Source organism: Symbioplanes lichenis (assembly GCF_030709675.1).
GTDB classification, from domain to species: domain Bacteria; phylum Actinomycetota; class Actinomycetes; order Mycobacteriales; family Micromonosporaceae; genus Actinoplanes; species Actinoplanes lichenis.
Genome location: NZ_JAUZQD010000012.1, coordinates 102172 through 120260, shown reverse-complemented (window position 1 = coordinate 120260; position 18089 = coordinate 102172). Strand labels below are relative to the sequence as shown.

Here is an 18089-nt window from a genome sequence, read left to right as displayed (position 1 = left end):
GAGAGCCCGCGACGACGACGTCACGGGCTGAAAGGCGAAAAGATGAACAGCGTCAGCATGCCCGCATGGCGGAAGAGCAGCAAGTGCGGAAATGCCACGTGCGTGGAGGTGGCCCGCGTCGGCGAGGACACCTACCTCATCCGTGACTCGAAGCAGCCGGAGGCGCCCGCCCTGTCCTTCACCAAGGAGGAGTGGGTCGCGTTCGTCGACGGCGTCCGCGACGGAGAGTTCCAGTTCTGACCCTGTGTTAGCCGCCTTGCGCATGGTTAATGTCTCAAATCGTGCGCAGGGCGGACAAAGTCAACGACAAATGCGTTGATAAGCCCCATTGCGTGCTCACGCCGGGGTTCACTCACTGTTGCTCTCGTTTCACGCCGTGCTCGCGGCCCCTACCGTGGTTCCTTGGGAGCCGATACGGAGGAGCGAACATGGCAGACAGGGCGGAGCAGTCGATCGTCTGGCGCAGGGCCGGCCGCTGTGGGACGAGCACCTGCGTGGAGGTCGCCAGGGTCGGCGACGACTATCTGGTCCGGGACTCGAAAGAGCCGGGCACCGGCCCCTTGCGCTTCACGGCGCGGGAGTGGGCGACCTTTGCCGATGGCGTGAAACGCGGCGAGTTCGACTTCGGCTGACAGTGGTCGACGGCTCCCGCGGGCGAGCCGGTCGGACCGCAGGCCGGGCGGTCCACCGCCCGCCCCGGGAGTTCGACCAGAGCGACGACATTTCGACCACGTCCATTTCCGGCGCGAGCGCCGACGTTGGACAAAGCCGGCGCCGACAGAAGCCGGCGCCGACAAGAGCCGGCGCGACGGAAACCGGCGCCGGCAAGAATCGGCGCCGACGGAAACCGGCGAAGATCCGGCAAGCAGGCTCACGGGATCGCATACTGCGCTGGTGATGGCCCCGAATCCGGGACGGATCCTGCACGACGCCGCCGAGGATCTGCTCGACGAGCTGACCGAGCGCTACGCCGTCGACCGACGCGAGACCAAGGAGCCGTTCGACGGGAACGAGCTGCTCCGGACCGTACGGCTGATGCCTCGTCATCCCGCGGCCGGGCCCCTCGCCGTGGTCTTCAATGGCGATCCGGGAGTGGTGTTGCGGCTCGGCCGCTGGTTCGCGGAGCCGTTGCCCGGGGCCGACGACCCGGCCCGAAGCACCCCGGATCTCGTCGCTGACCTGCGCGTCCTCGCCGCCGCCCACGTCGAGGGCGGCCTCTGGGAGCGGATCCGGCGCGGAGTGTCCGGCTCGTTGATCGAGACGCGGCTGATCGGGCCCGGCTTCGAGTCGACCCGGGAGGCACCTGTCGACAGCGCCGAAGCTCGCGCCGCCCGCCGGGAAGGATTCGCCGCTCCGGTCCGATGGGCGCCTTGGCCGCGCCGCGCCGGGTGAGGCGAGCTGGATAGACTCCCCGCCGTGGTACCGGAGTGGGACGTGGCCGTCATCGGAGGCGGGCCGGCGGGGCTGGCGGCAGCCCGGGCAGCCGCGGCGGCCGGGGCCCGGACCGTCGTGCTCGAGCGGGCGGAGCATCCGCGTTACAAAACCTGTGGCGGCGGGCTGATCGGCACGTCGCTCAGCGTGGCCGAGCAGCACATCACTGTGCCGGCGCGGGACACGATCGACGCGATCACGTTCACCGACCGGGGGCGGCGGTCGTTCACCCGGCGCTCGCGCGGCCGTCCGGTGCTCAAGCTGGTGAAACGGGACGACTTCGACTTCGCCTGGTACGAAGCAGCCGTCGCGGCCGGCGCCGAAGTGTGGCAGAGCACGCAGGTCCGGGCGGTCGACCAGGACGCGGACGCCGCGACCGTGACGCTGTCGGACGGCCGGGCGCTCACCGCGCGTACCGTGATCGGGGCCGAGGGTTCCGCGGCGATCAGCTCGCGGCATGTCGGCGTGACCTTCGAGCAGCAGGATCTCGGGCTCGAGGTCGAGCTCGCCGCCACGCCCGAGGACCAGGCGACGTGGCAGGGGCGGGTGCTGCTCGACTGGGGGGCGGAGCCGGGCTCCTACGGCTGGGTCTTTCCCAAGGGCGACCAGCTCACCGTTGGCGTGATCATGGCGAAGGGGCGCGGGGCCCAGACCAAGGACTATCTCGCGCTCTTCCTGGCCCAGCTCGGGCTGTCCGGCCGCCGGGTCCTGCGTGACTCGGGCCATTTGACCCGCTGCCGTACGCCCGGAGCCCCCCTCCGCAAGGGCCGCGTCCTCGTCGCCGGGGACGCCGCCGGACTGCTCGAGCCGTGGACGCGCGAAGGCATCAGCTACGCGTTGCGTTCCGGGACCTGGGCCGGTGAGGTGGCCGCCCGGGTGCGGGACCCGGCCGGCCTCGCCGAGTACGACCAGCTGGTCGACCGGCATCTCGTCCCGGAGATGATCGCCGGCCGCGAGCTGCTCGGCGTCTTCGCCCGCCGGCGCGCCCTCGTGCACGCGGCGATGCGCACCCCGCTGGGCTGGCGGGCATTCGAGAGCTTCTGCCAGGGCGACCTCACGATGGCGCGGGCGGTCCGCCGCCGGGGCATCCGCACGGCGATCACCCTCCTCGGCGGCAAGGGCTGACGGAAGCGGCGCGTCACGCCGCGGCGAGATCATTGCCCGCGGACAGCGGGTCGGCCTCCTCCATGGCTCGGCGCAGGGCGCGGCTGACCTGGTTGAAGACCCGCGGGTCGGCGCTCTCGTAGAGATCGGTGGGCTGGCCGCGGTAGGTCGCCCGCAGCAGCCAGGATCGGGGCCGTGTGCGCCCCAGCAGCACCGCCGCCGAGACCGAGAATCCGGTCAGTCCCACGGCAGCCACCGCGTGCAAAGGCGCCGATCCCCACAGCGGCCAGGCCGCGGCGCTCACCACTGCGGTGCTGACCAGGAGAAAAGCGACCGGATAGGTGCCGGTGGTCCGGGATTCCGTGATGGTGACAGTGCGCAGATCGCGAATGAGAAACGTCCTCGATGACGTGTCCGTGCGATAGATGAAGTGTTCGCTGGTCACCATCGCGTCCGGCCCACGGTAATAGATGCGCATGGCGAACTCCCCCTTCCGCCTCCTTGCGAGGAGGGGGAAAGCAAGCCACCATTGGCGCAGAGAGAATTCCCCGCCTCGCTCGTGTCACACGAAGCCGAAGGCGTCAACGGCACCCGGTTGCCGCCGGGTGCCGTTGCTGTGTCTGCCTGCGGTCTCGTCGATTGCCCGCCCTCGACGCCGAGGGCCGTTCGTTCGCTCACCCCGAAACCGGGGGAGGATGATTGCCCGCCCCTTCGGGACGAGAGCTGTCGGTCGGATGTTGCGCGGAATGAGGACGTTGATGACTTGCCCCTCGGAAAGAGGGTGTCGTCCGATCGGATCCCCCCGGCGTCGCCCCGGTGGGATCCGGTCGGTCGAGTGCTGCCTTTCGCTGCGGTGCCGCGTGTGTCCTGTCGCTGAAACGGTTGCTTGTCACCTGTCGCCGGTGTTGTCGCCAAGCCACGGCACCGCCGTCCTACCAGGGGATTCGGCCTGTCGCGGAGCCTCGTCCCCGCATTCAGTGAAGCATGCGAGCCAGCCGTCCGCCACACTTCAACCTGCCATATCGCAGATTGCGTACAAGCCGCTCGGCGCCGGTCAGCGGGCCAGCAGCACCAGGGCCAGGGCGACCACGGCCGGTGTGGCCTGCACGAACAGGATGCGGCGGCTGACCGTCGCGGCGCCATAAATTCCGGCGATCACCACGCAGGACAGGAAGAATATCTGGAAGCTCACGTCGCCGGTCGCCAGGCCGAAGGCGAGGCCGGCGGCCAGGAAGCCGTTGTAGAGGCCCTGGTTGGCGGCGAGGGTGGCACTCTGGCGGGCGAAATCCTCGGTCAGCCCGAAGGCGGCACGCCCACGATCGGTACGCCAGAGGAACATTTCCAGGACAAGAATGTAAAGGTGGATGAGGGCCACGAGGCCCACCAGGATTCGCGCAGCCCATTCCATCCGGCCAGCGTAGGCGAACAAGATCCATATCCTGGTCCTGTGGGGGACGGCACTGCACGTTTAGCGCCCCGCAAGGGCCGGGTAGCCCATCGATGGCACACGAATGAGCAGCCTGGGGAGGGTGAGCACCAGTATGGAGAGCCGACTCAAGATCGCGAACCAGGCGGTCCAGCCCGTTCTCGTGATGTTTCCGCTCGGCCTGTTCGCCATGGCCGTCTTCTTCGATCTCGCCACGCTGGCCGGCGCCCCCGACATCGTCGGATCGCTCGCCTACTGGAACATCGTCGCCGGGCTGATCGGTGGCGTCCTGGTGGCCGTGGCGGGCGCCATCGACCTGATGTTCATCCCGAACGGCACGCGGGCCAAGCGCATCGGCGTGCTGCAGGGGCTGGCCAACATGGGCGTGCTCATCCTCTTCGCGGTCATCGCGATGGTGCGGATGAGCAGCGCCGACCGGGTGATCAGCGGCGGCCTCTTCGTCGTCGAGCTGCTCGCCCTGGCGGCCGCGGTCTTCGGCGCCTGGTACGGCGGCGAGCTGGTCAACCGCCGCCCCGCTTACGCCCGCGCCCGGGCCGGAGTCCGCTGACCCACGCCCGGCGAAAAAGCGCGCAGCAGAGAACGCACACACGGAAACGCCCGGGATCACCGATCCCGGGCGTTTCTGGTGAGGGGGAGCGCTACCCCTAAGCGTGCTGCAGGTCGTGCGCCCCCTCGGCGATCTCCTCGATCATCTTCTCGCAGAAGGCCGGAAGATCATCGGGCTTGCGGCTGGTCACCAGGCCCTGGTCCACATAGACCTCCTCGTCCACCCAGGTCGCCCCGGCGTTGGCGAGGTCGGTCCGCAACGACGGCCAGCTCGTGAGCGTGCGGCCGTCGACGACGCCCGCCTCCACCAGCGTCCACGGGCCGTGGCAGATGGCCGCCACCGGCTTGCCCGCGGTGAAGAAGTCGCGCACGAACCGGACCGCGTCCGGGTCGGTCCGCAGGAAGTCCGGGTTGGCCACGCCGCCGGGCAGCACGAGGGCGTCGTACTGATCGACGTGGGCGTCCTTGACCTGCTTCTCGACCGGGTACGTGCCGGCCTTGTCCATGTGGTTCACGGCCTGGATCTCGCCGCTCTTGATGGAGATCAGCTCCGCCTCGCCGCCCGCGGCCTCGACGGCCTTGCGCGGCTCGGTGTACTCGACCTCTTCGACGCCATCGGTCGCGAGGAACGCGACGCGCTTACCGCTGATCGAGGTAGTCATGGCGAATTCCCCATTCTCTCGACGTTGCCAGGAAGCTTCCCCGCGTCGGGACGGCTAAACGGCGCGAGCAGCCCACGCCGAGTCCTCGGCCTGTTTCCGGGCCAGCCCGTCCCGGCCGTCGTACCGGGCGAACTTGGGGAGCGCGAGCGCCATGACGGCCGTACCGGCAACGCAGAGCACGCCGCCCACCCAGATGGACCCGCCGATGCCGAGCGAGGTGCGCGCCATCAGGCCGGAGCGGAGCTGCCCGAGCAGCGGCCCGGTCGTGTAGCTCAGCATCTCGATGCCGGCCAGGCGGCCGCGCAGGTGGTCGGGGATCGTCTGGCTCCAGATGGTCATGCGGAAGATGCCTGAGATCATGTCGGCCGCGCCCGCGAAGGCCAGGCAGAGGAGCGTGAGCCAGAGCATGGTCGACAGACCCGCGCCGACGATGCCCACGCCCCAGAGGGTGGCGGCGATCAGTACCCCGAGGCCGTGGCGGTGGATGTGACTGGTCCAGCCCGACGCGAGCGTGGCGAGCAGGGAACCCGCGGCCGGCGCCGCGTAGAGGAGTCCGAGGACCTTCGGGCCGCCGAGGTTGAGGGCCAGGAACGGATAGAGGGCCTGCGGCATGCCGAAGAACATCGCGTTGATGTCGACCAGGTAGGTGCCGAGGAGTTCGGGGCGGCTGCGGGCGTAGCGGAGCCCGGTGACGACCGAGCGCAGGGAGGGGCGGTCGGCGTCCGGGGGCGGCGGGACGGCCTTGACGAGGGTCAGGCACAGGACCGAGACGGCGAAGGTGAGCAGGTCGAAGGCGTACACCCAGGCCAGATCGACCGACGCGATCAGGACGCCCGCCAGGGCCGGGCCGCCGAGCTGGGCGATTTCCGAGCCCAGTGAGCGCAGCGCCATGGTGGCGGGGATCTCCTCCGGGCGTACCAGCCGCGGCAGCATGGCCTCCAGGGCCGGCCGTTGCAGGCCGTCGACCGTCGCGGTCAGCGCGGCGATCAGGAAGAGCGGCCAGAGGTGCGGCGACGGCGCGAGCGAGTTGAGCAGCAGGGCGCCGCAGAGGGCGGCCAGGGCCAGCTCGCTGCCGCGGACCAGCAGGCGGCGGTCGACGAAGTCGGCCAGGGCGCCCCCGACGAACGCCATGACCAGCAGCGGGACCAGCTCGCAGACGCCGAGCAGGCCGACCATCAGGGGATCGTCGGTGAGCTGGGCGACCTGGAAGGGGATCGTGACGTACGTGATGAACGACCCGAAACTGGTCACCGTGCCGCTGGTGAAGACGAGCCGGAAGTCACGGGAGGTGCGGAGCGGCGTGAGGTCGAGCCCCAGGCGCCGCCGGGGTCGGTCGGTCACGCCGAGATCGTGCCTCATACAGCCGTCGGCGCGCCCCCGAATTTACTTGAGCACGAGCCGGCCGGTGGACTCAAATGAGGCGAGGTCGGCGAGGGTTTCCTCGATGATCGGGGACCGGCCGTCGGGCAGCGCGTCCAGGGGGAAGAAGCCCGCGTCCACCGACTCGTCGGTGACCCGCTGCAGCTCACCCTCCCAGGTGTGGATGCGGAAGGACATCAGGATCTGCTGGTACGTGTGCCCGAACTGATTGGTGTACGTCACAGCGCTGTGGAACGAGAACGGGGTCAGTGACGTGGCTCGCAGGCCCGTCTCCTCCCACACCTCGCGGACCGCGCACTCCTCCATGCTCTCGCCCAGCTCCATGGCCCCCGCCGGCATCGCCCAGCGGTGGTTGTCGGAGCGCTGGATCAGCAACAGGCGGTTCCGGTCGTCGAGGATCACGCCCCGCGCGCCGACGAACAGCAGCGTGTCCTTGTCGCCCACGCTCGTCCGGACCTTGCCCAGGTAAGACTCTGCCCACGTCAATGCCACGGGACAAAGTCAATCACGCCGACTTGCGCGCCGCCTTCTTCGCCGGAGTGGTCTTCTTCGCAGCCGAGCTGGTTGTCTTCTTCGCGGCGGCTTTCTTGGCCGGTGCCTTCTTGGCCGGTGCTTTGGTGGCGGAAGTCTTCTTGGCGGGGGCCGCGGACTCGCCGCGAGCGGCCTTGGCTCGCTCGACGGAAGCCTTGAGCGCCGCCATCAGGTCCACCGCGGTGGCCGGCTCCTCCTCGGTCTCCTCCGGGGCGACGACCTCCCGGCCCTCGACCTTGGCGTCGATGACCTCCTGCAGCGCGGCCCGGTAGTTGTCGGTGAACTCGTCGGGCTTGAAGCTGCCGGCCATCGAGTCGATCAGCGAGGCGGCCATCGCGAGCTCGGCGGGGCGGGTCTCGATGTCGTCGTCGAGAAAACCGAAGTCCGGCGTACGCACCTCGTCCGGCCACAGCATCGTGTTGAGCACCAGCACGTCGTCGTGGACCCGGAGCGTCGCGAGCTGTTCCCGCTGGCGCAGCGCGATCTTGACGAGGGCGACCCGGTCGGAGTCGGTGAGGGCGTCGCGCAGGAGGACGTACGGCTTGGCGGCCTGGCCCTCCGGCTCGAGGTAGTAGGCCTTCGCGAACAGCAGCGGGTCGATCTGCTCCGCCGGCACGAACTGCAGCACGTCGATCGCGCGCGACGTGGTGAGCGGCAGTTCGGCGAAGTCCTCGTCGGTGAGGATGACCATTTCGCCGCCGCCGATGTCGTAGCCCTTGGCGATGTCGTCGTACGACACGACCTCGCCGTCGATCGAGCAGGTGCGCTGATATTTGATCCGGCCGCCGTCGGTGCGGTGCACCTGGTGGAAGCGGATGTCCTTTTCCTCGGTGGCCGAATAGAGCTTCACGGCGATCGACACCAGGCCGAACGAGACCGCGCCCTTCCAGATCGCCCGCATGATCCGCCTCCTACCCCGCTGAGCTGCGCCTCGAACCAGGATGGCAGCAGCGGGACCGTTGCGTAAGGTTTCCGGCGCCTGCCCTTCGGACGTGATCAATGGCGAATTGTCCCCTCCGGGGGAGTGAATGACGGTTTTCGCTCTCCCGTGGGATTGACTGCCTATGGTGATCCCGTGCCGGGCCCTCCCTTGTCTCCGATGCTCGCGACCGCGGGGCAGCTCCCGCTGGGCGCGGGGTGGAGCTACGAGTTCAAATGGGACGGCGTACGCGTGCTCGCCTCCTGCACCGGCTCGGCCCCGCGCCTCTGGGCTCGCTCCGGGGCGGCCGTGACGATCGCCTACCCGGAGATCGCCGGGCTGCGGCTGCCGGCCGGCACGGTGCTCGACGGCGAGATGGTGGTGCTCGACGCCGCCGGTCGCCCGTCGTTCACGGCGCTGGCGGAGCGGATGCACGTCCGCGACTCGAGCAAGGCCGCGCGGCTCGCGACCACGGTGCCGGCCACCTACATGATCTTCGACCTGCTCAGCGACGGCGACGAGGGACTGCTCGACCTGCCGTACGCCGAGCGCCGGGCCCGCCTCGAAGACCTGGACCTCGGCTCGGGGCGGTGGATGGTGCCGCCCGCGTTCCCGGACGGTTCCGCGACCGCGTCCGCTGCCCGCGAGAACAGTCTCGAGGGAGTGGTCGCCAAGCGGCTCGACTCGCTGTATCTCCCCGGGACGCGGTCGCCGGAGTGGATCAAGGTCAAGTTCGACCGTACCGGGGATTATGTGATCGGCGGCTGGCGCGCGGGCGCCCGGCGGCTGGGCGGCCTGCTGGTGGGTCTGCCGGGCCCGGACGGCCGCTTGCGCTTCCGGGGGCGGGTCGGCGGAGGCATCGGTACGGCGGCCGAGCGCGAGTTGCTCGCCGCGTTGCAGCCCCTGGCCAACCGCGAGTCACCCTTCGCCGCCGGTGCCGTGCCGCGTGAGGATGCGCGCGGCGCGCACTGGGTGAATCCTGAGCTGGTGGTCGAGGTGCGCTACGGCAACCGGACCCCGGACGGGCGCCTGCGGTTCCCCCGGTTCCTGCGCCTGCGCCCGGACAAGACGCCCGCGGAGTGTGTGGAGGAAGACGACGATGGCTCCTGAGCGTGTCCGGTTCCCCGTCCACATCGAGGGGCGCGACCTGGAGCTCTCCAACCTCGACAAGGTGCTCTATCCGGCGGCGGGGTTCACCAAGGGCGAGGTCATCGACTACTACACGCGGATCGCGCCGCTGCTCCTGCCGCACCTCAAGGACCGCGCGCTGACCCGGATCCGCTTCCCGAACGGCGTGGGCGGCGCCAGCTTCTTCGAGAAGAACGCCCCGGCCGGCACCCCGTCGTGGGTGCGCCGCGAGACCCTGCCGGTGCCCGGCTCGACCAAGGCCCGCGAGACGCTCGACTTCGTGGTGGCGGACGACCTCGCCACGCTGGTCTGGATCGCCAATCTCGCGTCACTCGAGCTGCACACTCCCCAGTGGCGGGTCGGCAAGCATCCCGATCTGCTCGTCGTCGACCTCGATCCCGGGGCGCCGGCTGGGCTCAAGGAGTGCGCCGCGGTGGCCGTACTCGTGCGCGATCGGCTGGCGGAGGACGGCCTGGACGCGTACCCGAAGACCTCGGGAAAGAAAGGCATGCAGCTGTGCGTGCCGATCTCGGGGGAGCAGGACTCGGAGGTCGTCTCGGGCTATGCCAAACGGGTCGCCGAGGAGCTGTCGAAGCGGGTGCCCGGCTCGATCACGGCGAAGATGGCGAAGGCCGTGCGCCCGGGGAAGATCTTCATCGACTGGAGTCAGAACGCCGCGGCGAAGACCACGGTGGCGCCCTATTCGCTGCGGGCGCAGGATTCGCCGTCCGCGTCGGCCCCGCTGACCTGGGACGAGGTGGCGGCGATGGCGCTGGGTGAGCTTTCAGCGCGGCAGTTCACGTCGGCTGAGGTGCTTTCGCGGGCCGAGGAGCATGGCGACTTGTTGCAGGGGCTCTTGACCCCCGGGCCTCGCGTGCCGTAGCGCTACCTTGCGCCGCAAGGTACCGTGTGGCGCATGGCGGACGTGGCGCAGCTGTCGACCGGTCTCCGGCGCGGCACTCTCGAGTTCTGCGTGCTGGCAATGGTCGAGCACGAGGACCGCTATGCGACCGAGATCGTCCGCTCGCTCGGTGACGAGGCCACCCTGGCGGCCTCGGAGGGCACGATCTATCCGCTTCTGTCCCGGTTGCGCCGGGCAGGTTGGCTGGACAGCAAATGGAGCGAGTCCCCGTCCGGCCCGCCACGCCGCTACTACAGCCTGACCGACACCGGCCGGGCGGCGCTGGAGCACTTCCGGGCGGAGTGGGTCTCGTTCCGCCAGACCGTCGACCGACTCGTAGGGACCGGTGCGCGATGAGCCTTGATGACCTGGTCGCCACGTGGCTGCGCGAGCTCGAGCAGCTGCTGCCCGACCTGCCCGTGGTGCAGCGCCGCGAGTTGCTGCGCGATCTCGAGGCCCACATCGCGTCCGAGCGCGACGACCGGCCCGGCCTGGACGAGACCGGGCTGCTGGAGATCCTCGAGCGGCTCGGCGAGCCCCGGGCGATCGCGGCGGCGGCCTACGAGGAGGCGGGGCTCGGGCAGACCGAGGGGCGGGCGTTCGCCGCGGCGGTGCTGACGGCGGCCACCGAGCTGACGGCGGCCTCTCCGGCGCGCTGGTCCGGGCGGGCGGTGGTCGTCACGCCGGCGCCGGCCGTGCTCGACCCGAAGCCCGAGGCGTGGAAGCCTCCGGTCGAGCAGCCTTCCGCGTGCAGCGGGCGGGCCTACGCGGGCGGCAAACCGAGAGCGCGGGGCTCGGCGCGGCCGCTCGGCGCATTCGGCGCTGCCGGGGTCCCGTTCGGGCTGCCACCCGCGCCGCCGCCGCCGATGCCGCCGCCGAGGAAGCCCGGCCCGGCGGGGATGTCGTGGGGCGTGGTGGCGGCGATCGGCGCGGCGTTCTTCGTGGTCGTCGTCGTGCTCGGCTGCGCGGGCACGATGCTGCTGCACACCAGCTCGGCCGAGCCGGCGTCGACCACGGTGGTGCCCGTCGAGCCCACCGATCCTCTCGCGCCCACCGATCCTCTCGCGCCCGGCGATCCTCTCGCGCCGGCCGATCCCGAGCTGCAGCCGATCGAGCCCACCGAGCCCGTCGACGGCGAGACCGCCACGCCCGACGCGACGCTCGTCGACCCCACTGTCGCGCCCGACCCGACGATCACCGACTGACGACGACCGCCGGGTGAGCCCGGGCCGGGCCGGACCTGGCCCGGACCGCGGTCAGTCGATCTGGGGCAGCGCCGGGCCGAGGATGTCGTCCGCGTCGACGATCGTGTAGGCGTAGCCCTGCTCGGCCAGGAAGCGCTGCCGGTGGGCCGCGTACTCGGTGTCGATCGTGTCGCGGGAGACGACCGTGTAGAAGTGCGCCTGCCGCCCGTCCGCCTTGGGCCGCAGAACCCGGCCGAGCCGCTGCGCCTCCTCCTGCCGCGACCCGAAGGTGCCGGACACCTGGATCGCGACCGCCGCCTCGGGCAGGTCGATGCTGAAGTTGCCGACCTTCGAGATCACCAGCGTGCGCAGCCGGCCCGAGCGGAACTCGTCGAAGAGCCGCTCGCGCTCCTTGTTGGTGGTCGAGCCCTGGACGATCGGGGCGTCGAGGTACTCGCCGAGCTCGTGCAACTGCTCGATGTAGCCGCCGATGACCAGCGTCTGCTCGTCGGAGTGCCGCTCGATCAAGGCACGGACCACAGGCAATTTGGTCCGCGCGGTGGCCGCGACCCGGTAGCGCTCCTCCGCCTCCGTCACCGCGTAAGCCATGCGCTCGGCGTCGGTCAAGGTGACCCGCACCTCGGTGCACTCCGCCGGGGCGATCCAGCCCTGCGCCTCGATGTCCTTCCAGGGCGCGTCGTAGCGCTTCGGCCCGATGAGGGAGAAGACGTCGCCTTCGCGCCCGTCCTCGCGTACCAAGGTGGCAGTCAGACCGAGCCGCCGCCGGGCCTGCAGGTCCGCGGTGAAGCGGAAGATCGGCGCGGGCAGCAGGTGCACCTCGTCGTAGATGACCAGCCCCCAGTCGCGCGCCCCGAAGAGGTCGAGGTGCGTGAAGGCGCCGCCGCGGCGCGAGGTGAGCACCTGATAGGTGGCGATGGTCACCGGGCGGATCTCCTTGCGCTCGCCCGAGTACTCGCCGATCTCCTCCTCGGTCAGCGACGTGCGGGCGATGAGCTCGCGCTTCCACTGCCGCCCGGCGACCGTGTTGGTGACCAGGATCAACGTCGTGGCCTGCGCCGTCGCCATCGCCGCCGCGCCCACGAGCGTCTTGCCCGCGCCGCACGGGAGCACGACCACGCCCGAGCCGCCGGCCCAGAAACCATCGACGGCCTCTTGCTGGTACGACCGGAGCGTCCACCCGTCCTCGGCCAGCGCGATCGCGTGGGCCTCCCCGTCGACGTAACCGGCGAGGTCCTCGGCGGGCCAGCCGAGCTTGAGCAGCGCCTGCTTGAGCCGCCCCCGCTCGGAGGGGTGCACCACGATCGTCTCGTCGTCGACGCGCGCGCCCAGCATGCCCGCGAGCTTCTTGCTCTTGGCCACCTCGATCAGCACGATCTTGTCGAGGCCGTGCAGGACCAGCCCGTGGGTCGGGTCGTTGGTCAGCTGCAGCCGGCCGTAGCGGTCCATGGTCTCGGCCACGTCGACCAGCAGCGCGTGCGGCACCGGATAGCGCGAGTATTTGATCAGCGCGTCGACGACACCCTCGGCATCGTGCCCGGCGGCGCGGGCGTTCCACAGCCCGAGCGGGGTCAGCCGATAGGTGTGGACGTGCTCGGGAGAGCGCTCGAGCTCGGCGAACGGGGCGATGGCCATGCGGCACGCCTGGGCGTCCGGATGGTCGACTTCGAGCAGCAGGGTCTTGTCGGACTGCACGATCAGAGGTCCAGCGCTCACCAAGGAGCCCCTTCCACAGACGAGGTGACCCTCCAGTCTGACACGGTCCGCGGGGCATCGAAGAAAGTTGAAGCGGTGTGCAACGCTGCAGCCGGGTCAGGCGTTACTTGTGCAAGGCGTCGTGGCATCGACGTTCTTGTGGCGGCAACCGCCTTCGGGGTGGTGGACGCCGGCGGGTAGCGGACGGGTCGCGCGCGGCAGGGCATCGGGGGCGCGCGATCCCCGCTTTCACTCCTCCAGCACGGCGGCGGTGACCCTGTGCAGGGCGAAGGTGTGCAGCGTCTCGGTGCGCTCGTCCTCCGCGCGCAGGTAACCCGCGCTCAGCGACACCGGCCGCACCAGCCGGGACAGCGTCGCCCCGTGCGAGTCGACATAGCCGACCCAGACGCGCGCCTTCTCGCGTACGGCCTGCTGCAGCACCGCCATCGCCTGGGTGTGCGCCTGCACGGAGGTGAGCCCCGGCACGCTCTGGCCGTTGGCCGCCCGCACGGTGACCGGGGCGCGCCGGGCCGCGCGCGTGGCCAGGTCGCCGCGGCGGATCTGCTCGACCACCCCGGCCAGGCGCGGGCCGGCCAGCACGGGGGGCCCGGCCTGGTCGGCGAGGCGCGCATTGACGGGGGTACGGGTGGGAGCCCGGCGTACCTTGGGCCGGCTCAGCACCGCGGAGCCGGCGGCGTCCTCGGCCACCGGCGCATAGCCGGCGTCGCGCAGGGCGCCCAGCAGCCGGGCCAGTTGCAGCGGGCTGACCAGCACCGTCGGGGCGAGCCGGCGCAACGACAGCGACCCGAGCCGCCGGTCGGACATCACCTCGGTCACCAGCGCCTCGTCGTCGCTGCGCAGGTAGGAGCCGGCCGACCCGGCGCGCAGGCCACCGTGCTTGCGGGCGGCGTCGTCGATCAGATAGGTCAGCGCCTGCGGGATCGGGGTGCGGGACCGGCGCTGGAAGAGGGCGTGGAGGTCGGCGGCCGCATAGCCGATGTCGAGCGCCCGCCGCACGCTGGCCGCCGTGACCCGGTGCACGCTCGCGCCGCCGGCCGACTCGAGCTCGGCGACGGCTTCCAGCTCGGCCGCCAGCTCCGGCTCGGGCGGGCCCGGGACGACCACGGACAGGTCGGCCTGCACGAGCACGTGGTCGACGGGCGCGGGAACGAGCGCGTCGAGCGCCCGCACGGCCTCGGACGGGCCCGTGACGTGGTCGATGCCCAGCGGATCCTCGTCGTCGGGGCCGGCTTGCAGCAGGCGGCCGTACGAGGTCAGGGCGCCCAGCCCGGTCAGCCCCAGCAGCGCGGCGCCGGTCAGCGCGTCGCGATGGGCCTGCTCCCGGCCCCGGGCGCGGCGCGGAGCCTGCCACGCGAGGAGGGCGAGCACGTCGTCGGGCCGGGGCGCGGCGCCCGGGGGCAGTGAGGCCAGCACGGCGAGCACCTCGCGGCGGGCCTGCGGCGCGCCGGAACGCTCGGCGTCGGGGGCCAGGGCGTTGATCGGACGGTCGCGCTCGTCGCGCTGCCCGACCAGGCTCGGCTGCCGCGTCATGATCAGCCAGGCGTTGGCGAGCGTCCCCCATCGCTGCGCGATGCTCAGCGCGCGCCACAGGTCGTAGGCGCCGGTCGGAAGGAAGACCTCGGCCTGCCCTGTGATCTCCGTCTCTCCGAGCAGGCTGGCCGTGTGGGCGACCTCGAGCAGCAGGGCGGTCGACGGCTCGTCCACGCCCACGGCGCGGCTCAGGCGCTTGAGATCCCGTACGCCCAGCCCGCCGGTCTTGAGCACGGCGGCCGGCTCGGCGGCAAGGGCCTCCAGCAGCGTCTCGACGCCGCGTACGGCCTCCATGGCCTGGCCCGCACCGGCGGAGTCGACGGCCTTCGGATCGCGGATCGGCCCGTCGGGCGCCGGCGGCGTCGCGCGCAACTCACCGAGCGGCCCGGCCTCGCGGCGCAGCAGCATCCCGATCTCGCGGGGCAGCTCCACCAGCTCGCCGTCCGCGCGCGGCGCCCGCCCCACCTCGGAGACCGGCACCAGCACGTGATTGTCGATCAGCCACCGCACCGGCTCGGCGACCTGGCCGCCCGCGCTCAGCGCCCCCACGGGCGGGCCGGCGGCCAGGCGGTCCAGCACCGCTCGCGCGCCGGCGGGGGCCGCGAGCACCGTACGGCGGAGTTTGGCTTTGTCCGCACACAGCGCCGCAGCCTGCGGATCGAGATAGTCCGCGGGGCGCCCGAGGCCCGCCGGATAGGGCGAGGTCACCTCGTCGACCGCGCCGACGACCTGCATCTGCTCCTCGGGACCGTGCAGCAGGAACCGGGCACGGAGCCGGTCGATCGCCGCCCGTACGTCAGGCTCGGGCGCGGCGTCGGCCGTCAGCGCGAGAATCGCCGCGACCGAGGTGAACGCGGTCTCCTCGGCGCGGCTGAGCCGGGCGGCGTCGAGCACCGCCAGCGTGAACTCGTCCAGCGCATCCAGGCAGCGGGCCACCGAGCCCCGGGACTGGGCGCGCACGGCGAGGGCGGAGACATCGGCGGGTACGGGCACGACGAGATCAGGGCGCAGCTGGATGAGCGCGCCCAGGGCTTCGTCCGGGAGCGCCCGCAACTGATCGGCGAATGCGGTGGCCATCGCATTCAAAGCTAGCCGCCGTGGGACCATGGTCATGGGTCCGGGGCGTGGCCGGGTCCCGCGACGTCGTCGTTCTCACACCGCCGGCGTCGCCTCGACGACCAAGGGGAGTTCTCGTGGCTGCTGGAAAGAACATGCCGGGTACGGCGGTGCCCGCGGGCCGGGCGACGCAGGGTCCGGGCCGGGAGTCCTCGATCAAGGAGGGGCACCTCGAGGTGTCGGAGCTCCTGTCCGACCGGGCCGCGGCGCCGTCGCCGTTCGGGGACGACCAGACCTTCCCGCTGCCGGTCGAGAAGCTGACGTACATGCCGACCACGACTCCGTGAGGTCGGACTCTTCGGACATTTCCGGCATTTCCCTGGCTCCGGCCGTCGGATTCGATCTCGACATGACGCTGATCGACTCGCGGCCGGGGATCCGGGCGGCCTATCGGGAGCTCAGCGCGCGGACGGGCGTGTTCGTCGACGCCGATCTCGCGGTGAGCCGGCTCGGGCCGCCGCTCCGGGAGGAGATCCGGCAATGGTTCCCCGAGTCGCGGGTCGAGGAGGCAGTCGACCTCTACCGGGGGCTCTACCCGGACTTCGCGGTCGCCCCGACGGTGCCGACTCCGGGGGCGGTTGCGGCGCTTTCCGCCGTACGGGCGGCGGGGTTGCGGGTCGTGGTGGTGACCTCCAAGCTCGGGCGGCTGGCCGCCCTGCATCTGGAGCACCTCGGGTTGCCCTATGACGAGCTCGCCGGGGACCTCTTCGCCGAGGGCAAGGCGGCAGCGATCACGGAGCACGGCGTCCGGTGGTACGTGGGCGATCACACCGGCGACATGATCGCGGCGCGCACGGCCGGGGTGCCCGGGATCGGCGTGGCGACGGGGCCGTGTTCCCCGTCCGAGCTGTCCTCGGCCGGAGCATTTGCCGTTTTGCCCGACTTGACCGGTTTCCCGGGTCTGCTGGCCGAGATTACGGTTGGGTCCTGACCCGCCCGCTGGATAACCTTGCCGTGAGCAATCGAGTCCATTGAGTGAAGTTGAGGTCAGCGGTGCCCACGGGTCGAGTGAAGTGGTACGACGCGGCGAAGGGGTTCGGGTTCGTCACCAGCGACGAAGGCGGGGACGTGTTCCTGCCCAAGGGTGCCCTGCCGTCCGGGGTCGCCGAGCTCCGGGCCGGTCAGCGCGTCGAGTTCGGCGTGGTCGACAGCCGCAAGGGCGCTCAGGCCCTCGGCCTGAAGGTGCTCGACGCCCCGCCGTCGGTGGCCGAGCTGCGGCGCCGGCCGGCCGACGAGCTGCACGGCATGGTGGAAGACATGATCAAGGTGCTCGAGGCGAAGGTGCAGCCGGACCTGGGCCGCGGGCGCTATCCGGACAAGCGGACAGCGCAGAAGATCGCGCAGCTGGTGCACGCGGTCGCGCGCGAGCTCGAAATCTGAGATTTCTTTCGAGGAACGGCCGCCGGGAGTCCGGCGGCCGTTTCTTTTGCTCGCTTCCGGCGCTTGCTGGCTTCCGGCGCTGCTCGCTTCCTCCTGGCGGCTCCGTTGTGGCGCTTGGCGGGCTGCGTCTCTGCGGGGCGCTCGCCAGGTGGCTGCGTTGTCGCTTTTGCGGCTCCGCTTCCTTGGCGCTCCGGTTCCTTGGCGCTTTCTTGGCGCTTCGCTCTCGGGGCTTCCTTGGCGTTTCGCTTCTCGGGCGGGCTGTTTGTGGCGTGGCTACTTGGCCAGCAGGCTCGGGACCGGCGGGGTGAGGCCGGCGGCCGCGGCGCGGCTCAGGAGGGCGTCCGCCGCGGCGAGACCCTCGTCGCCGAGCTCGAGGGTGAACTCGTTGACGTAGAGCTTGATGTGCTGCTGGACGACGTCCGGCTCCATCTCCTGCGCGTTGGCCAGCACGAACTCGTGGCTCGCATCGGGATCGGCCCACGCCATGCTCACCGAGGTGCGGATCCACTCGGCGGCCTCGGCGGGGTCGACGGCGCCTTTGCGGGCCAGGATCGCGCCCAGCGGGATGGGCAGGCCGGTGTCGCGCTCCCACCACTCACCCAGGTCCACCAGGGACGTCAGCCCGTAGCGCTGATAGGTGAAGCGCGCCTCGTGGATCACCAGCCCGGCGTCGAACCGCCCCTCGGCGACGCCCGGCATGATCTGGTCGAACGGCACGACCTCGATCTTGGCGGGCGCGTTGTCGGCCGACCAGAGGCGGAACAGCAGGTAGGCCGTGGTGCGATCGCCCGGCACGGCGACGGTCGACCCGGTCAGGTCGCCGTCGTGGCCCTCGCGGGTCACGACCAGCGGGCCGCAGCCGCGCCCGAGCGCCCCGCCGCACGGCAGCAGCTCGTAGTCGTCGAGCAGCCAAGGCAACGCCGCGTAGCTCACCTTGACGAGATCGAACTCGCCCCGCTCGGCCGCGGTGTTGGTCACGTCGACGTCCGCGAACGTCAGGTCGACCGGCTCGGCGGCGGGGATGAGCCCGTGCACGAGAGCATGGAAGACGAACGTGTCGTTGGGGCAGGGCGAAACAGCCAATGAAAGCGCCACG

At 71.1% G+C, this 18089-nt stretch carries 21 protein-coding genes; 12 read left to right on the top strand and 9 right to left on the bottom strand.

Annotated features, from left to right (window positions below):
* Positions 1-57 precede the first annotated feature (57 nt).
* From RAN62_RS27595 to RAN62_RS27580, 4 genes are all read left to right on the top strand, one after another.
* Positions 58-240: a DUF397 domain-containing protein gene (locus RAN62_RS27595; protein ID WP_305787693.1), complete on the top strand. Its 183-nt coding sequence runs from the start codon at positions 58-60 to the stop codon at positions 238-240.
* 188 nt (positions 241-428) lie between these two features.
* A complete protein-coding gene (locus RAN62_RS27590; RefSeq protein WP_305787692.1) occupies positions 429-632 on the top strand; it encodes a DUF397 domain-containing protein in 204 nt (67 codons plus the stop codon).
* 265 nt (positions 633-897) lie between these two features.
* Positions 898-1392, top strand: coding sequence for a DUF6226 family protein (locus RAN62_RS27585; protein WP_305787868.1), 495 nt, complete (start codon positions 898-900; stop codon positions 1390-1392).
* Positions 1393-1416: 24 nt separating this feature from the next.
* Positions 1417-2556 (top strand): geranylgeranyl reductase family protein, encoded by a 1140-nt coding sequence (locus tag RAN62_RS27580; RefSeq protein ID WP_305787691.1) that lies wholly within the window; start codon positions 1417-1419, stop codon positions 2554-2556.
* 13 nt (positions 2557-2569) lie between these two features.
* Here the strand turns inward: RAN62_RS27580 and RAN62_RS27575 are convergent, their stop codons facing one another.
* Entirely contained in the window at positions 2570-3013 is a 444-nt protein-coding gene (locus RAN62_RS27575; protein WP_305787690.1) for a DUF6232 family protein, read from the bottom strand.
* A 576-nt stretch (positions 3014-3589) separates the two neighbouring features.
* Complete coding sequence (locus RAN62_RS27570) at positions 3590-3943, bottom strand: DUF1304 domain-containing protein (RefSeq protein ID WP_305787689.1); 354 nt, start codon at positions 3941-3943, stop codon at positions 3590-3592.
* A gap of 133 nt (positions 3944-4076) precedes the next feature.
* On the opposite strand from RAN62_RS27570, the gene RAN62_RS27565 reads away from it, so the two are divergent.
* Positions 4077-4529, top strand: a complete 453-nt coding sequence (locus RAN62_RS27565; protein WP_305787688.1) for a DUF2231 domain-containing protein — start codon at positions 4077-4079, stop codon at positions 4527-4529.
* Between the two features lie 97 nt (positions 4530-4626).
* Here the strand turns inward: RAN62_RS27565 and RAN62_RS27560 are convergent, their stop codons facing one another.
* From RAN62_RS27560 to ku, 4 genes are read right to left on the bottom strand one after another with little or no spacing between them, the layout of a single operon-like run.
* Positions 4627-5190, bottom strand: a complete 564-nt coding sequence (locus RAN62_RS27560) for a type 1 glutamine amidotransferase domain-containing protein (protein WP_305787687.1) — start codon at positions 5188-5190, stop codon at positions 4627-4629.
* A 54-nt stretch (positions 5191-5244) separates the two neighbouring features.
* A complete protein-coding gene (locus RAN62_RS27555; protein WP_305787686.1) occupies positions 5245-6531 on the bottom strand; it encodes an MFS transporter in 1287 nt (428 codons plus the stop codon).
* A 42-nt stretch (positions 6532-6573) separates the two neighbouring features.
* Complete coding sequence (locus RAN62_RS27550) at positions 6574-7062, bottom strand: NUDIX domain-containing protein (RefSeq protein ID WP_305787685.1); 489 nt, start codon at positions 7060-7062, stop codon at positions 6574-6576.
* Between the two features lie 13 nt (positions 7063-7075).
* On the bottom strand, positions 7076-8002 hold the full coding sequence (ku, locus tag RAN62_RS27545; RefSeq protein ID WP_305787684.1) for a non-homologous end joining protein Ku: 927 nt from the start codon (positions 8000-8002) through the stop codon (positions 7076-7078).
* A gap of 174 nt (positions 8003-8176) precedes the next feature.
* On the opposite strand from ku, the gene ligD (RAN62_RS27540) reads away from it, so the two are divergent.
* From ligD (RAN62_RS27540) to RAN62_RS27525, 4 genes are read left to right on the top strand one after another with little or no spacing between them, the layout of a single operon-like run.
* Positions 8177-9130, top strand: a complete 954-nt coding sequence (gene ligD, locus RAN62_RS27540) for a non-homologous end-joining DNA ligase (protein WP_305787683.1) — start codon at positions 8177-8179, stop codon at positions 9128-9130.
* Positions 9120-10031 (top strand): non-homologous end-joining DNA ligase, encoded by a 912-nt coding sequence (ligD, locus tag RAN62_RS27535; protein WP_305787682.1) that lies wholly within the window; start codon positions 9120-9122, stop codon positions 10029-10031. The genes ligD (RAN62_RS27540) and ligD (RAN62_RS27535) overlap by 11 nt, the downstream gene beginning before the upstream one ends.
* A gap of 33 nt (positions 10032-10064) precedes the next feature.
* Complete coding sequence (locus tag RAN62_RS27530; RefSeq protein WP_305787681.1) at positions 10065-10406, top strand: PadR family transcriptional regulator; 342 nt, start codon at positions 10065-10067, stop codon at positions 10404-10406.
* Positions 10403-11254: an HAAS signaling domain-containing protein gene (locus tag RAN62_RS27525; RefSeq protein WP_305787680.1), complete on the top strand. Its 852-nt coding sequence runs from the start codon at positions 10403-10405 to the stop codon at positions 11252-11254. Before RAN62_RS27530 ends, RAN62_RS27525 begins: the two co-directional genes overlap by 4 nt.
* A 51-nt stretch (positions 11255-11305) precedes the next feature.
* Here RAN62_RS27525 and RAN62_RS27520 read toward each other — a convergent pair whose 3' ends face one another.
* Together RAN62_RS27520 and RAN62_RS27515 are read right to left on the bottom strand one after the other, a co-directional pair.
* A complete protein-coding gene (locus tag RAN62_RS27520; RefSeq protein ID WP_305787679.1) occupies positions 11306-12967 on the bottom strand; it encodes a DNA repair helicase XPB in 1662 nt (553 codons plus the stop codon).
* A 228-nt stretch (positions 12968-13195) separates the two neighbouring features.
* Positions 13196-15574 carry a helicase-associated domain-containing protein gene (locus RAN62_RS27515; RefSeq protein WP_305787678.1) on the bottom strand — a complete coding sequence of 793 codons (2379 nt, stop codon included), beginning with the start codon at positions 15572-15574 and terminating at the stop codon, positions 13196-13198.
* Positions 15575-15690: 116 nt separating this feature from the next.
* Here RAN62_RS27515 and RAN62_RS27510 point away from each other — a divergent pair, with 116 nt between their 5' ends.
* The 3 genes from RAN62_RS27510 to RAN62_RS27500 all read left to right on the top strand — a co-directional run bounded on the left by RAN62_RS27510 (position 15691) and on the right by RAN62_RS27500 (position 16993).
* On the top strand, positions 15691-15900 hold the full coding sequence (locus tag RAN62_RS27510) for a hypothetical protein (protein ID WP_305787677.1): 210 nt from the start codon (positions 15691-15693) through the stop codon (positions 15898-15900).
* Between the two features lie 32 nt (positions 15901-15932).
* Complete coding sequence (locus RAN62_RS27505; protein ID WP_305787867.1) at positions 15933-16544, top strand: HAD family hydrolase; 612 nt, start codon at positions 15933-15935, stop codon at positions 16542-16544.
* 62 nt (positions 16545-16606) lie between these two features.
* Positions 16607-16993, top strand: a complete 387-nt coding sequence (locus tag RAN62_RS27500) for a cold-shock protein (protein ID WP_305787676.1) — start codon at positions 16607-16609, stop codon at positions 16991-16993.
* 273 nt (positions 16994-17266) lie between these two features.
* Here the strand turns inward: RAN62_RS27500 and RAN62_RS27495 are convergent, their stop codons facing one another.
* Positions 17267-18088, bottom strand: coding sequence for a 1,4-dihydroxy-6-naphtoate synthase (locus RAN62_RS27495; RefSeq protein ID WP_305787675.1), 822 nt, complete (start codon positions 18086-18088; stop codon positions 17267-17269).
* Position 18089: the final 1 nt, after the last annotated feature.

Coding starts and splice junctions, on each gene's coding strand:
- RAN62_RS27595 (WP_305787693.1), top strand. CDS start 58: ATGCCCGCATGGCGGAAGAGCAGCAAGTGCGGAAATGCCACGTGCGTG.
- RAN62_RS27565 (WP_305787688.1), top strand. CDS start 4,077: ATGGAGAGCCGACTCAAGATCGCGAACCAGGCGGTCCAGCCCGTTCTC.
- RAN62_RS27560 (WP_305787687.1), bottom strand. CDS start 5,190: ATGACTACCTCGATCAGCGGTAAGCGCGTCGCGTTCCTCGCGACCGAT.
- RAN62_RS27515 (WP_305787678.1), bottom strand. CDS start 15,574: ATGGCCACCGCATTCGCCGATCAGTTGCGGGCGCTCCCGGACGAAGCC.
- RAN62_RS27570 (WP_305787689.1), bottom strand. CDS start 3,943: ATGGAATGGGCTGCGCGAATCCTGGTGGGCCTCGTGGCCCTCATCCAC.
- ku (WP_305787684.1), bottom strand. CDS start 8,002: ATGCGGGCGATCTGGAAGGGCGCGGTCTCGTTCGGCCTGGTGTCGATC.
- ligD (WP_305787682.1), top strand. CDS start 9,120: ATGGCTCCTGAGCGTGTCCGGTTCCCCGTCCACATCGAGGGGCGCGAC.
- RAN62_RS27525 (WP_305787680.1), top strand. CDS start 10,403: ATGAGCCTTGATGACCTGGTCGCCACGTGGCTGCGCGAGCTCGAGCAG.
- RAN62_RS27530 (WP_305787681.1), top strand. CDS start 10,065: ATGGCGGACGTGGCGCAGCTGTCGACCGGTCTCCGGCGCGGCACTCTC.
- RAN62_RS27590 (WP_305787692.1), top strand. CDS start 429: ATGGCAGACAGGGCGGAGCAGTCGATCGTCTGGCGCAGGGCCGGCCGC.
- RAN62_RS27575 (WP_305787690.1), bottom strand. CDS start 3,013: ATGCGCATCTATTACCGTGGGCCGGACGCGATGGTGACCAGCGAACAC.
- RAN62_RS27585 (WP_305787868.1), top strand. CDS start 898: ATGGCCCCGAATCCGGGACGGATCCTGCACGACGCCGCCGAGGATCTG.